The sequence below is a fragment of the Bradyrhizobium sp. IC4060 genome, assembly GCF_020193715.1.
Lineage (GTDB): Bacteria > Pseudomonadota > Alphaproteobacteria > Rhizobiales > Xanthobacteraceae > Bradyrhizobium > Bradyrhizobium yuanmingense.
This window is the reverse complement of sequence record NZ_JADYVJ010000001.1, coordinates 1,192,930-1,206,306: the sequence shown is the minus strand read 5'-3', so window position 1 is coordinate 1,206,306 and position 13,377 is coordinate 1,192,930. Positions and strand designations below refer to the sequence as shown.

12 protein-coding genes are annotated in these 13,377 nt (G+C 60.6%); 8 read left to right on the top strand and 4 right to left on the bottom strand.

Annotated elements, in window-relative coordinates:
• Nucleotides 1-25 precede the first annotated feature (25 nt).
• Both I6F16_RS05750 and I6F16_RS05745 read right to left on the bottom strand, forming a co-directional pair.
• Nucleotides 26-604, bottom strand: coding sequence for a c-type cytochrome (locus I6F16_RS05750; RefSeq protein WP_225111766.1), 579 nt, complete (start codon nucleotides 602-604; stop codon nucleotides 26-28).
• A 156-nt stretch (nucleotides 605-760) separates the two neighbouring features.
• Entirely contained in the window at nucleotides 761-1,204 is a 444-nt protein-coding gene (locus tag I6F16_RS05745; RefSeq protein WP_225111767.1) for an SRPBCC family protein, read from the bottom strand.
• Nucleotides 1,205-1,464: 260 nt separating this feature from the next.
• Here I6F16_RS05745 and I6F16_RS05740 point away from each other — a divergent pair, with 260 nt between their 5' ends.
• Entirely contained in the window at nucleotides 1,465-1,710 is a 246-nt protein-coding gene (locus tag I6F16_RS05740; RefSeq protein WP_036005707.1) for a hypothetical protein, read from the top strand.
• A 109-nt stretch (nucleotides 1,711-1,819) separates the two neighbouring features.
• On the opposite strand, the gene I6F16_RS05735 is transcribed toward I6F16_RS05740, so the two are convergent.
• Together I6F16_RS05735 and I6F16_RS05730 are read right to left on the bottom strand one after the other, a co-directional pair.
• Nucleotides 1,820-2,506, bottom strand: a complete 687-nt coding sequence (locus I6F16_RS05735) for a hypothetical protein (protein WP_225111768.1) — start codon at nucleotides 2,504-2,506, stop codon at nucleotides 1,820-1,822.
• A gap of 283 nt (nucleotides 2,507-2,789) precedes the next feature.
• A complete protein-coding gene (locus I6F16_RS05730) occupies nucleotides 2,790-3,767 on the bottom strand; it encodes an AraC family transcriptional regulator (protein WP_109144350.1) in 978 nt (325 codons plus the stop codon).
• Nucleotides 3,768-4,151: 384 nt separating this feature from the next.
• Between I6F16_RS05730 and I6F16_RS05725 the strand changes: the two genes are divergently transcribed.
• From I6F16_RS05725 to I6F16_RS05695, 7 genes are all read left to right on the top strand, one after another.
• Nucleotides 4,152-7,454 carry an outer membrane beta-barrel protein gene (locus I6F16_RS05725; RefSeq protein ID WP_225173493.1) on the top strand — a complete coding sequence of 1,101 codons (3,303 nt, stop codon included), beginning with the start codon at nucleotides 4,152-4,154 and terminating at the stop codon, nucleotides 7,452-7,454.
• A 124-nt stretch (nucleotides 7,455-7,578) separates the two neighbouring features.
• Nucleotides 7,579-8,409: an outer membrane beta-barrel protein gene (locus I6F16_RS05720; RefSeq protein ID WP_225111770.1), complete on the top strand. Its 831-nt coding sequence runs from the start codon at nucleotides 7,579-7,581 to the stop codon at nucleotides 8,407-8,409.
• 224 nt (nucleotides 8,410-8,633) lie between these two features.
• A complete protein-coding gene (locus tag I6F16_RS05715) occupies nucleotides 8,634-9,356 on the top strand; it encodes a hypothetical protein (RefSeq protein ID WP_225111771.1) in 723 nt (240 codons plus the stop codon).
• Nucleotides 9,357-9,535: 179 nt separating this feature from the next.
• The gene (locus tag I6F16_RS05710; protein WP_225111772.1) at nucleotides 9,536-10,294 is read left to right on the top strand and encodes a hypothetical protein; all 759 of its coding nucleotides are present in this window, start codon (nucleotides 9,536-9,538) and stop codon (nucleotides 10,292-10,294) included.
• A 752-nt stretch (nucleotides 10,295-11,046) separates the two neighbouring features.
• Entirely contained in the window at nucleotides 11,047-11,433 is a 387-nt protein-coding gene (locus I6F16_RS05705) for a hypothetical protein (RefSeq protein WP_050995893.1), read from the top strand.
• A gap of 156 nt (nucleotides 11,434-11,589) precedes the next feature.
• Entirely contained in the window at nucleotides 11,590-12,552 is a 963-nt protein-coding gene (locus I6F16_RS05700; RefSeq protein ID WP_225111774.1) for an ABC transporter substrate-binding protein, read from the top strand.
• A 204-nt stretch (nucleotides 12,553-12,756) separates the two neighbouring features.
• Complete coding sequence (locus I6F16_RS05695; RefSeq protein ID WP_225111775.1) at nucleotides 12,757-13,320, top strand: group 1 truncated hemoglobin; 564 nt, start codon at nucleotides 12,757-12,759, stop codon at nucleotides 13,318-13,320.
• Nucleotides 13,321-13,377 lie beyond the last annotated feature (57 nt).

The following is a 13,377-nucleotide window of genomic DNA, read 5'->3' as shown; positions in this document are numbered from 1 at the left end:
TCTGTGCGGCGACGCTGTTCGATCGCTATTTCTGCTGAATTCGGTTCAGGTAGTCGATCACGGCGAGAATCCGAGTCCGCACGACGACCTCCGGGTTCTGCTGCGGCCCTGCCTTTTGCCAGTAATAGGAATCCACGGCGTGAGGCAGGTTGACGATGGGGTTGAACCGCTCGCCCCAGATCGGCATTTCACGGGTGCCGTGCGCCGGGACCGATTTCGACCCATACAGGGTTTCGTAGACGGCGTTGGTGGGAAACACCCCGTTGTTGTTCTTGGTCAGCACGGTCAAGTCGGAAGGCCGGGTCTTGAGCTGGCTGCCGACGGGTCCGTTGCCCCTCGCGTCAGTGCCATGACAGCTCGCGCACGAAGACTGAAATTCCGCCTTGCCGATATCGACGTCTTCGCCCTTGGCGGCGGTGGCGAAACCGGCGGCAAGACCGGCAATGATCAACCATTCGACAGCAGATCGCATCATTTCGCCTCCGACGCGCGCAGGGAAGACGTCTGCTCCTAGCCGCTTCGCCGTCTTGACGGCTTGATGCATATCAAGACTGCACACCAGTGCCGCCGCGTGGGCAAAGGCGCGCTCCGCCGTGCGCGCCATCTGGCAAGTGCCGTTGGGTGGGCAAAGGCGCGCTCTTCGCGCGCCGTGCCCACCATCTTTGCGAGGTTGAGAGACCGTTGGTGGTGGGCACGCTTCCGCCTTCGCTCGTCGAGCTACGGCGGACAAGTCGCTTGGCCCACCCTACCATACTGACCGCTATTCATTGATCTCCGGCTCGACGAGCCTGGCCAGATTACGCAGCGATTCCTGCCAGCCGAGATAGCACGCCTCCGGTGGAATGACGTCGGGGATACCGGCCTGCGTGATGTCGATCTCGGTGCCGACCGAGACTTTCTTCAGGATCACGGTCACCTGGATTTCGCCGGGCAGGTTGGGGTCGTCGAATCTGTCGGTGTAGCGGAGACGTTCGCCCGGCACGAGCTCGAGATATTCGCCGCCGAACGAATGGCTGTTGCCCGTCGTGAAGTTCCGGAACGACATCTTGAACGTGCCGCCGACCTTGGGCTCGAAATGTTGCACGGTGCAGGTAAAGCCGTTCGGCGGAAGCCATTTCGCCATCGCGTCGGCTTCCAGGAAGGCGCGATAGACTTTCTCCGGGCTGGTGGCGAGAACGCGGTGCAGGCGGACGGTATTGGGCATGGTTGTTATCCTCAGTGTTGATGGGCCCGAGCTGGCCTCTATGGCCCATTCATGTCACGAGGACGACCGGGACGTCGCTGATCCGACAGGACTTTGCGGATTTTTTGTCGCGGGTGCCGGGACCGCGAACCCCTCATATGCGAGAACCCTGCCTGCGCAGGGACCGCAGAGCGCAGAAGCTCTCTCCTGGTTTAACCGCGCACGTGAGGAACACGGAGCGTATCGGCTTGTTGTTCGCGATCAGAACAGGAGACAGTCAGATGATCAAGAAGCTCATGCTGGGCGCAGTGATCGCCTCGATGATGGGATCCACCGCAATGGCGCAACCCAGTCAGCAACAGGGAGGCGCGCAATCCGGGGTGGGCGGAACAAGCGACACCACGAAGAACAATGACAAAACCAAAGGCGGCATGACGACCGGGACCTCGTCGACCGGCACCACGGACGGCTCGGGCAGCAGCACCCCTGGCGGACAATCCTCCAAGAAGAGCTCGACGCCCAAATGAGTTCAGGAGGCGCTCATTGTCGGTCTACGACCAAACGATGGGCGCAAACTTCAAGCCGCGGCAAGGAAGTTCTTTGCGGAGCAGCGGCGCGCTCTTTGATCGGCTCGGCCTAGGCCCCAACGTCATTCGGTGTCATTGTGAACGCCAATCTGTAACGACCTGGCGTCGGACCATCCTGCGCGCCCGCTCTTTGAAGCGATGGCGGCGAGAGCTGTCCGGCGATGACAGCGTCAACCGCATCGATATCGTAACCTGACACCAGAATGATCCAGTCGGCGGCACCGTCATTGCCGCGGATTTGCTGTTCAGTGGTGGGCGAACTCGTCTTGGGCGTATCGGTCAGGAGGAGGTGGGCGCCCGTCAGCCCCGGCTTGGAGGCGAGAGCGCCAAGCGTATCGAGAAGGTGGGCCTGTAGCTCGGCGGCCCGTCCGTTGAGCGGCGACAGCCTGATGGTGGCGAGCGCGCCTGCGATGCCGCCGCCAAAGCTCGCGGCGATCCGGCACTGGCTGCGCACCATGCCGAGATGATGTGGCATCATCTTCGTCGACCACGGCGTCGGCGCATTGAGCCGGTCGAGATATCCCTTCGACGTGAGAACGCCGTAGTGCTCGAGCTCGTAGAGCACGAAGAAGCCCTCGGCATCCGTCGCGCTGGTCCAGCGCGAACCCCGGCGAAAGCCGGGAATGCTCATCCGCTCGGGAAAGTGCTCGTGCGAATGCCAGTCACCGAACTCGCTGCGCTGCTCCGGGCGGACACTCCACCACATCGCGACGGCGGCCTTGCCGAGCAGTGACATGCTGACCTCCCTGCCTTGCGCGGGGCTATCGCATTTGAAAGCTTCTCCTTGCGGCCATCCTTCGAGATGCCCGCTTTAGGCGGGCTCTCAGGATGAGGGCTGAGTGCGCGCAGGCCGCCACTAGTCATATGCGATAGCCCTGACTTTCTTGCGGACACTTTGCCTCAACACCAACAGCGGCGGCAAGGTGTCTCCGCCTGGCAAGCCGCAGCCACGACACGATCGGAGGCGATCATGGTGCGTGGTGGACGCGAGCCAGCCGAGCGCCGGACTGCGCGTCCGATCACATCGGCTCGCCGACATCGCGGCGATAATGCCTCGGCGAAGTTCCGAAGCGGCGGCGGAAACAGCGGTTGAAGTAGGACACCTCGTTGAATCCGCAGGCATAGGCGATATCGCTGATCTTCGATCGGTTGTAGCGGGAATCGAGCAGCATCTTCCGTGCCTTCTGCAACCGCAGCTCGGTGACACGTTCGGTAAAGCTCGATCCGGTCTCCTGCAGCAGTTCCTGGACGTAACGCGGCGAAAGCCCTAACTTGCGTGCAAGTTCGCTCGGCGAAAACGACGGATCAGCGAAACGCCCCCTGATATCTGCGATCACGTCCTGCAGCCGCGCGGCACGCAACCCGCGCCGCGTCGCAAGCTCGGCTGAATCGCCGCGGGCGCCGAGGGCCAGCGCGACCAGATCGATGAGATGCGTGCCGATGTTCTCCTTCAGCACGAGGTCGGCATCGATGTCGGAGTCGATGACGATGGCGAGATAGCGCTCCAGGTGACGCAAGGCCGGCGATGCAGCCAACGGCGTCAAGGCAAGGTCCTCGAAATTCGGCAGCCGCTCGGCCAGCAGCGCGCGCGGCACCGTGATGCCGCGAAAGGCGATCGGCCCATCAAGTTGCGACGCGATCGGCGCGGCGTTGGTATAGAGCATCGCCTCCCCCGCGCCGCGAATGGCTTCGCGGCCTTCCTGCCTGATCAGCGTACTCACACCGTTGAACGTGGTGCCGATGATGTAGTCGCCGCGGGTATCGGCTTCGACGTGACGCTGGGTACGAACTGCCGTCTGAATATTAGCCTCAAGCTGGGTGACCGCGATATCGCCGAGTTTCAGGAATTCGGACCGCGAGTAAAACGGCGCATCGGGAAAGAACGAAATGTCCGCCGCGCACAAATGGTCGGTGAACAGGTCGAGCCACAGCCGCTGGCGCGCACCTTCGTCAAGATGCGCGGGAAGCTGATCCGAAGCGAATACGACCTTGGACATCGTTGCACGGCAAAGTTCAGGTGTAACTTGATACCGCCGCAGAGTTTATCGCGGCGCAAGCGCTACGTGTGCGGTAAAGCGCCGCATTCTCTGCGAGAACCAATTGGCTGCGCGCGCCAGTCTAAGTCGAGCGCGTCGCTGTCAAACTTCGTCATGCTTTGAACGGGCGAATGTATCCACCGAGCAACATGGATTCCGAAAAGGGCAGACGATGCGGAATCGTTCAACTCGGGTGCAGGCCAGGACAAGAAGCCGATGGCCATGACGTGTCAGTAACTTAGCCATCAAACGACGGCGGCAAGGGCGTGGTGCGCTACGCCTTTTGACGGGGCGCGTTCCTGTGGTTTTGGAGCGCCTGCTTTGGAATTGGAATTGGGGGGTGGAGTGAAAAAGCTGACATCACTGACGGGCGCTTCATTGGCTGGCGCCTCGATCATGGTTTCTGCAGGAGCTCTGGCCGCCGACTCCACTGTGAAGGCGCCGCCCCGACCGGCTTGGGTCGATAGCTGGGCCGGGCCTTATATCGGCGCCTATTTCGGCGCGGGTGCCGGACGTGTGACGGAATCCTCGACGGGCCGTTTCGGTAACAGTTCTGTCTCGACAAACGCCGGCGTTGTGACGTCGAGCTCGACCCTGGCCGGAACGACCGCGAGCAATCTTGCGGGCGATGTGACCGGTTCGATGGTCGACCTGTTCGCGGGGTATAATTGGCAGGCCGGGAGTATCGTGGCGGGCGGACAGGTCGAAGGCACGGTCTTTTCCGATGTCGCGTTGAAGCCGTTCGGCAACGAGACGCTCAACAGCGTCAGCACCAACGTGCTGCTCGGGGCGGTGACCTCGACGGGTGCCCGCACGGCGATCGTGCAGAGCAACCAGCAGCTGCGCTCGCGGGTCGGGCTGATCGGCCGGGTCGGTTTTCTCGCGCGTCCGGATCTGCTGCTGTATGGCCTCGGCGGCCTCGAGCTCGGTCACTTTACCTTTGCCGACGGCGCCGATCCTTTCGGCGGTGACAACAACAAATGGGTTGCCGGCTACACGGTCGGCGCCGGCGGCGAGCTGAAGCTGACCGGCAATTGGTCGCTGCGCGGCGAGTATCGGTATCTGAACTTTGGCTTCAACCGGAGCGCAGCCGCCAGCTCAACGGCCAGCTCGGCGACGGGCGCAACCACGTCCGTCTCGACTAGCAGTCAATCCTTTTCGTCACGCATAAATGCTGATTTCCACCTGGCCAAGATCGGTCTGGTCTACCAATTCGGTGATTCCGGGCCGCTGTCCGCAATGGCGGCGATACCTTCGGCAGCACGCGGGTCTTCATTCGCAGGCGCCTGGGGTGACAGCTGGGCCGGCCCCTATATCGGTGCTTACGTCGGCGCCGGCGCCGGGCGGGCAAGGCAGACCTCCACGAGAATCGACGACGAAGGCAATGCCAGCAGTCTCGGCGGGTCGTCGGCGTTCACGCGATCAGGATTCGGCAATCTCGCCGGCGACATGACCGGTTCGATGGTCGATCTGTTCGCGGGCTACAATTGGCGAACCGGCAATGTCGTGGTCGGCGGGCAGATCGAAGGCACCCTGTTCAGCGACATCACCACAAGGATGGTCGGCAACGAGGCATACAGCTCGGTGTCGAGCGACAACGGCGTCGTCACCTCGACAGAATCGGGGACGAACAGCATCGAGGACCGGCAGCAATTGCGCTCGAACGTCGGCGTGATCGGCCGGGCAGGTTATCTGGTGACACCGAATGTGCTGCTGTACGGCCTCGGGGGCCTGGCGCTGGGGCACCTGACCTATCCCGACAATTATCCCGACCCGGAAGCGCAGGTCAGCGACAAGAACGGCAAATGGGTGGCCGGTTATGTCGCGGGCGCGGGCGGCGAGGTCAAGCTGACGGACAGCTGGTCGCTGCGCGGCGAATACCGCTACATGCATTTCGGATATGACCGTAACGAGCCGTCAGGCAACTCGTCGACGTCCGTATCGGGCGGCGGCACCAACACGTCCACCAACAGCACCGTCCACCGGCGGCATATCGATGCCGATTTCCACGTCGGCAAGGTTGGACTGGTTTACCAATTCGGCGCGTCAGGCGCGCGGTCGGCGATGGCGGCACCGCCGGGCCCGGCCTGGAGCGACGGCTGGGCGGGACCCTATATCGGTGCCTATTTTGGTGCCGGTGCCGGACGTGCGGCGGAAACCATCGCAACGAACAACAGCAGGACGAGCACGACCACCAGCGTCGGGACCACGACCTCCACCAGCACTGAATCGGCGCGCGGCCGTCCCGTCGGGGACGTGACGGGCTCGATGGTCGATCTTTTCGCGGGCTACAATTGGCGCGCCGGCAATGTCGTGGCCGGCGGGCAGATCGAAGGCTCGGTGTTCTCCGACGTTACGTTCAACACCATCGGTCCTCAGACATTCACCTCAGTCGACACCTCGAACGGAGCTGTCACCTCGCGGTTCTCGGGCTCGCAAACCGCTGCGAGCCAGGCTCAGCAGCAGCTGCGTTCGAATGTCGGCGTGATCGGCCGGGCCGGTTATCTGTTGACACCGAACGTGCTGCTCTACGGCCTCGGGGGTCTGGCGCTGGGGCATTTCACTAACGCAGACGGGGACTTCAGCCGCGGCGATTCCAGCGGCAAGTGGGTGGCCGGCTACACATTGGGCGCCGGCGGCGAAGTGAAGCTGACAGGCAATTGGTCGCTGCGTGGCGAGTATCGCTATGCGCATTACGGCTTCGACCGCGACGAATCCAGCAAATTCGCATCGAACTCGCAATCGACCGGATCCTCCAGGACCTCTGTGTCCACCGACAGCACCCATCGTCAGATCAATGCCGATTTCCACACCGGGAAGATCGGCATGGTCTACCGGTTCGGTGAAGGCGGACCGCGTTCGGCCATGGCCGCGATGCCTGGCGCGCCCAGCGACCACTGGGCGGGCCCCTATCTCGGCGCCTATTTCGCTGCCGGCGCAGGCCGCGCCCGACAGAACCTCGCCTCGACGGCCGACTCCGCGCAGCAGAATTTCAATGGCGCCGTGCTAACGACGAATGGCGTCGTCAGCACGACGACCCGCGGCAATGCCGTCGGGGACACGATGGGCTCGATGGTCGACCTGTTCGCAGGCTACAATTGGCGAGCCGGCAATGTCGTGGCCGGCGGTCAGATCGAAGGCACGCTGTTCTCCGATGTCGCGTTCAAGACGGTCGGCGAGCAAACGAGGAATACCCGGCAAGTTTCCAACGGTGTCGTGACGACAGGTGTCAATCAGGTGGCGATGCAGGCCAGCGAGCAATTGCGCTCGAACGTCGGCGTGATCGGCCGGGCCGGCTATCTCGTGACCCCGAACTTGATGCTTTACGGTCTCGGCGGCCTGGCGCTGGGCCATTTCACTTTTCCCGATCCCGGCAATTTCGAAGGGCCCAACGGCAAGTGGGTGGCGGGTTATACGGCCGGCGCGGGCGGCGAGTTCAAGCTGACGCAGCGATGGTCATTGCGCGGCGAATATCGCTACATGCACTTCGACATCGACCGCAACGAGACACGGACCAGTTCGAGCACGCAGACCCTGGGCACCACGACCATTTTCAGGTCGAACGCAGACACCACGTCGCGAAAGACCAGTGCGGATATTCACATTGCGAAGATCGGTGCCGTCTATGGCTTCTGCTATTGCGACTAGGTGCACGGTGGCAAACGCGCATGCAGATGGTGGTTGCGATCACCTCTGTGAAATAGGCAGGCGAAAAGCCGCTACTGAATCGTTCCATGGGTGCGCCGCCTCTCGGCGCAATTTGAGGGAAGTCATGAAATCCATCGTCTCTGCTGCCCTTCTGGCCTCGGCTGTGTGTCTCTCCCACGCCGCCTCCGCGGCCGATCTTGCCAGGGCCTACACCAAGGCGCCGCCCGCGCCGGTCGCATTCAGCTGGACCGGTTTTTACGCCGGCGTGCATGGCGGTTATGGCTGGAGCGATCCGACGGCGACCTTCGATCCCGGCGCGCTCGCAACCGGGACGGTGCCCGGCTATGTCGTCACGGGTGGGACTGGGCCGTTCACCCTGGATGTGAGCCCCAAGGGCGGATTCGGCGGCGGCCAAATCGGCTATAACTGGCAGTCCGGCACGTTCGTGTACGGTCTGGAAGCGGATGTCAGCGGCGCAGCCATTAAGGAGACGGCGAGCCGCCCCTTCAGCGTCACCGGAACGATCGGCGGCGACAATGGCGCCTTCACCGGCGTATTCAATCTCAAGCAGGAAATCGACGTCTTCGGCACGGTTCGCGGACGCATCGGCTATGCCGCGAACAACCTGCTGATCTACGGTACCGGTGGCTTCGCCTGGGGCCACGTCAAGAACAGCATCTTCACCTCCAACCTCGCCACGCCGAATATCGCCAATTTCAACGGCTTCTTCCCGGCCCTGACGCGAAGCGCTTCCTCGTCGGAGGTCCAGGTGGGTTTCTCCGCGGGTGGCGGCCTGGAATGGGCATTCGACCCGCGCTGGACGTTCAAGGCCGAGTACATCTACATCAATCTCGGAAAGTCGAACGGCAATGCGCTTGCATTCCCCGGAGCGTCCTTCACGGACACCGAGGTTCAGCTTCATACGGCCAAGGGCGGCATCAATTATCGGTTTTGACTGAATGGATTTTGTGGTGCTTAGTGGTGGTAACGCAGGCGCGGCCAGTAGCGAACCACGGGCAGGGCAGAGCAAGTCTGCTCTGCCCCGAACTCAGACTTCAACTTGTTCGGCTATCGCGAGGGCGTCATCGACCCCGATGTCGAAATAATCGAACGGTACTCTCGGTCTTCCGAGACTAGCCGCTGAGCAAAAGAGGAGTCCGAGTCAATCGGTGGTGCCGGATGAACGAGTTATCAAGCACTTTCGACGGCCTCTTCAAAAGTGAATTCTCGATCAATCAAATGGTTGGCCGGAGCGTCACGTACGTGCGCCGGGGCAAGTTGCTGGGCGGCAATTCAGGGTTTGCTCATATAGGGAATTACCATGTCGAGGGGGACTCAATCCGTGTCGATGTGACCAGCCGACGACACAATTTTGGCGCCGATCATCAGTCTTTGCTCGGTTCCGACGTCTCGTCAATTTCCGTCGTCGGAAGGGCGGTTGGTAAGGCCTTTCACTTCGAGGGCAGCTCCCCGCAGGTGCCCGGTGCCGTCTTTCGATCCATCATGACCCCGCTGGATGAAAGCGACCTTCCGGCGCCCGGGATGATTGGTGAAGGTGGCATTTCCAACGGATTGTACTCCATCCATCTCAAAATCTTGGACGGCGTTCCCGGCGGCCTGACTGGAGTGATGCTATTGAACAACGGCCGTATCCTGGGTGGCGATGCCTTCTTCTACTATCTGGGGTCATATTCCTCCTCCAGCGGTCGATGGAGAGGGCAGATGGTCAATCAAGAGCATACGCCGGCGCGAGGGGAAGACCCGGTATTCGGCGGACACGAGATTGGAATTGGTTTTTCCGGGACGTGCGATGCCGAGGGCGGTTTGCTCGAGGGCACGGCGCTTGCGGGCAAGCGCAGCATCAGGTTCGAAGCTGATCTGAAATTGATCTGCGCTGCTTAGGGAGCGCGAAAGCCGAGGGCGCAGCTGCCGCGCGACGCCGCGCCGCACACCCATCATTTTTCCAAGCTCAAGTAGTCGAAATAGAGATAAGCTACTTGAAGTTGTCCATCGAACCGCGGCGTAGCTCGCGAACCGGCCTGTCCTAGTCGCTTTGAGCACTTAAAAGTGTGGAGGAGGAGATGAAACGGCTGCTATTCGTTGGGCTTGTCGCGCTTCAATCGATCGGTATCGGATTGGCTCATGCCCAATCCGACGACTTAGCCAGACGCATCGAGCTGGGCATGAGGCTTATTAAAGTAGGATGCCCTACCGGCTCGGCAACGCAGAAAACAGAAGTGAAGGGAAATGCGACCGGTCGCATTACACTGTTGAGACCTGCTGACGCATCCGCCGACGCCGGCGCCAGTGTCAACTTCACGAAGGAGGAAGCCCACGGGCTGGTGGCTGCACTGCAAGAAGAAGTAACTGACAGCGGAGTCAAACTCTCTGAGCGACAGCTCGATTGCCTAAAGCCCTATATCGACCGAATCTTCGAAGAGCTTTTCCCGAACAAGAAATCAGGTACACGCGATGAAAAGCGTTTAGCTCTTGCAGACCTTCATACTGCATTCAGAAAGATTGCAAGGCACGCGTATGGAGAGCAGATTGGTCCCCCTTTGACGTACGGGGTTAGCATCAATGACGACAAAATTGAGATATTTAACAGATCTTCGGCTTATTGGGCTCGCCTCGGCGATCTCAAACCAGAACCGGAATTTGTAACGCACGCTCCGGGGCTTCCACATCTCAGATTATATTGCCTGCTAAGCGACTGCGTGTCTCAGGTCTACAAAGATGGAAATTCCGAAAAAAGAAGCTACGCCCCAGTCTATGTAAAAATCGGAGCAGACCCGAAGCCGCTTGAGAATGCATTTGCTCGCGTGATCCGCCTATATTGAATCTAGCAGTTGTTGTGTCGCTTTTTTCCGCTCTCTGAGAGTTCCTGAGGGAGTGGACGGGTTTGAGCCTGAATCGGGCTAGAGGTCTTTTGGCGCAACCCCCGATTCACTTATCTTAATGAGCTGCGCACTTCCTCTTCTCTACTCTTAGACCGTTCAAGTCTTGTGGCGAGGGCGTCGATGCAGAACCACCGCACGATTGTGTTTGTCGAACGGCTGAACGAACTCTCTTCCCAACTTGCAGAACTAGAAGAACTCCGCCTCAAGGTCGAAGAGGCGGAGCGACTCGCCTGCGCTGTGCATACGTCGCGTTCGCCCGGACCTCTGACCACCCGCTGGAAACACAAATGCGCGCCAGACGCCGCGACATAGATTGGCACTTCGCCACTGTTGTCGTGACGCTGCTCTGGCTAGCGTGCTTTCTGCGACGCTGTTCGTGGTCCTTTTGCGTGGGCACCCCTGAGAGGAGTGACAGTCAGTGAAAGTCGCGTATTGGCTTGTCGCTGACGTCCTTGCGCCTCGCGAGACTGCGATACCGCCGCCAAAGCTCTGGCGATCCGGCACTGGCTGCGCACCATGCCGAGATGATGCGGCATCATCTTCGTCGACTACGATGTCGGCGCATTGAGCCGCTCGAGATAGCCAACGAGCACGGACGCCGATGAGCCTCATCCTGAGGAGGCGCGTGAGCGCCGTCTCGAAGGACGAGGCGTGCGCGCAGGCCGCCACCAGTCAATGCGAAGGACAGGGCCGTGATCGATCCTGCAAGGGTCGGCTTCGTCGGTTTCTCGCTCGGCGGGGCGACCGGCCTCGTGCTGATGGGGATCAAGCCGGATTTCGCCAGGGTCGCCAGCCTCTGCAAGGAGACGACCGGCATGTGCGCACAGCTTCACAACGGCGAGACGCCGCCCGAGCCGATACAGGACGCGCGCATTCGCGCCGCCGTCATCGTTGATCCCGCACCGGCGACCCTGACGCGAGACACCGCGGACGGTGTAATGCTAAGGGACACGACGAGCGACCATGGTGCGAGCTACGATCTGATTGCAATTAAGCCGGACCGCGCCCCAGTTGACCTCGCCTCCGTGCTGCCGCCGGCCCGTTTATTTGTGCGTGCCACCTGGGGAATACCTGATTAGTTCGGCTGTACTTCTTCCGCTTCTGGCCCTTGGCAGACCTATTGCGGCTTCGTGTTCGACAGCAGCTTTTGACCCGAAGCAGTCATTGCACCCGGTCTCACGAAAAAAGTGCTAAGCTGATCTTCCCACAGGCGTGATCCCTAGAGGGAGCGACGCATGCGACGGCGGGAATTCCTAGCCTTCAGCGGTGCCGTAGCAATCCTCCCATTTGCTGCGGGGGCTCAGGCCCAAGTCCGCCGCGTGGGTGCGCTCCTAGCTAGCCCTCTAAGCAGGCCAATTCTCGAAAGAGTATTGAAGGAGAAAGGTTGGCTGTTGGGTCAGAACCTGCTCATAGACTATTGCATAAGCGATGGCGATACTGAGGAGAGCCGCAAGTGCGCGCGCGAATTGATCTCGTTGAAGCCTGATGTCTTGTTCGCGGTTACCAACACGTCGATGGCGTCACTGCAAGCTGAGGGGTCTAACATCCCGACCGTATTCGCGATGGTCAGCGATCCGATTGGAATGCGCTATGTCGAGACTTTCGCGCGGCCCGGTCGTAATGTTACCGGCTTCACTGCCTTTGTACCATCTCTCGGGGGTAAGTGGGTCTCCCTGCTGAAGGAAATCGCGCCGCAGGTTGAGCGGATCGGCGTTGTCTACAACCCAGAACCAGGGAATAACTCTGCTGCGTTTCTCGCTTCGATAAAGGCCGTCGCACAAACCTCCGGAGTGGTTTCGGTGGAGACGCCCCACGGCGATAGCTCCAGCATCGAACGGCTAATCGTATCTCTCCAAGACACGCGGAACGCTGGTCTTGTTTTTCTACCTGACGCACTGACTGCCGCACGACGGAAGGAAATGACCGCGCTTGTTGCTAAGTGCAGGTTGCCCGCGATCTACTTCCTACGACTATTCTGCGATGTAGGGGGTCTTGTTTCGTATGGAGTAAACCTCAATAAAATATATGCAGGCGCGGCATCCTACGTTGATCGAATTTTGCGCGGCGCCAATCCGGCAGACCTGCCAGTGCAAGCTCCGACCGAATTCGAATTCATCATCAACCGCAAGACCGCGAGGGTGCTCGGCTTGGAATTACCTAAAAGCCTCCTAGCCCGCGCCGATGAAGTTATCGAATAGAGAGCCGACTTCCGCTTGTGGCCCATCGCAGACGTCCCGGGCGGCCACACACGCCAATGTGCGGTGAATCGTTCTTAGCGTGTAACCCCGACGCTTCCATCTTAATCCATCGACCTAAAATTTAATGCCGGAAGAAGGTGACGAATTCTGACAGGCTGCATGCTCCCAACGGATTATCCTGTTGCCTCACCAGAGGAGGTGACCATGGTACAATTTATTCCGACTTCCATCACACGACGAAGCATGGTCGCAGGAATGGCGCTGACCGCCGCCCCGACGACTACATTGCAGGGAGCGAGTAAGGCATACGCGCAGGCCCAGCAAACCTCGCCTGAGAAAAGTCTGTATGAGCGGCTGGGCGGCGTTTTTGCTATTGCGGCCGTGGTGGATCACTTCAGCGACGCTGTCGTGAAGAATCCCGTCGTGGGCCAGAAGTCCAAGAATCCGCAACTACGAGAATGGCACACCAAGAACCTGACAAGGTTGCCGGGCCTCAAGTTCATGCGGACGCTGTGGGTCTGCGACGTTTCGGGCGGGCCCCTTAAGTTCGCGGCCACCAAGCCTGGCGCGACGCCGCTCGGACTTGAGGAAGCGCACCGCAATCTCAGAATATCTCCGGCAGAGTTCGATGAGGTCGCGGCGGAACTCGGGCGGAGCCTCGACTTTGCCAAGGTCCCTAAGCGCGAGAAAGCCGAGGTGCTGGCTGCGTTTGCCGCGCACAAGGACGAGGTTACCGCCGGGTCTGCGACGGTCGGCAAGCGCGGCTGAAGGGTAATCTTCCCGGTCTTCGCTAGCACCGACTGGCTCCGGCTGGGCGGGCACGTT

Excerpts from the sequence above, each read along its gene's own strand:
- I6F16_RS05735 (WP_225111768.1), bottom strand. The coding sequence starts at position 2,506 with ATGTCACTGCTCGGCAAGGCCGCCGTCGCGATGTGGTGGAGTGTCCGC.
- I6F16_RS05720 (WP_225111770.1), top strand. The coding sequence starts at position 7,579 with ATGAAATCCATCGTCTCTGCTGCCCTTCTGGCCTCGGCTGTGTGTCTC.
- I6F16_RS05700 (WP_225111774.1), top strand. The coding sequence starts at position 11,590 with ATGCGACGGCGGGAATTCCTAGCCTTCAGCGGTGCCGTAGCAATCCTC.
- I6F16_RS05715 (WP_225111771.1), top strand. The coding sequence starts at position 8,634 with ATGAACGAGTTATCAAGCACTTTCGACGGCCTCTTCAAAAGTGAATTC.
- I6F16_RS05750 (WP_225111766.1), bottom strand. The coding sequence starts at position 604 with ATGGCGCGCACGGCGGAGCGCGCCTTTGCCCACGCGGCGGCACTGGTG.
- I6F16_RS05745 (WP_225111767.1), bottom strand. The coding sequence starts at position 1,204 with ATGCCCAATACCGTCCGCCTGCACCGCGTTCTCGCCACCAGCCCGGAG.
- I6F16_RS05695 (WP_225111775.1), top strand. The coding sequence starts at position 12,757 with ATGGTACAATTTATTCCGACTTCCATCACACGACGAAGCATGGTCGCA.
- I6F16_RS05730 (WP_109144350.1), bottom strand. The coding sequence starts at position 3,767 with ATGTCCAAGGTCGTATTCGCTTCGGATCAGCTTCCCGCGCATCTTGAC.
- I6F16_RS05710 (WP_225111772.1), top strand. The coding sequence starts at position 9,536 with ATGAAACGGCTGCTATTCGTTGGGCTTGTCGCGCTTCAATCGATCGGT.
- I6F16_RS05740 (WP_036005707.1), top strand. The coding sequence starts at position 1,465 with ATGATCAAGAAGCTCATGCTGGGCGCAGTGATCGCCTCGATGATGGGA.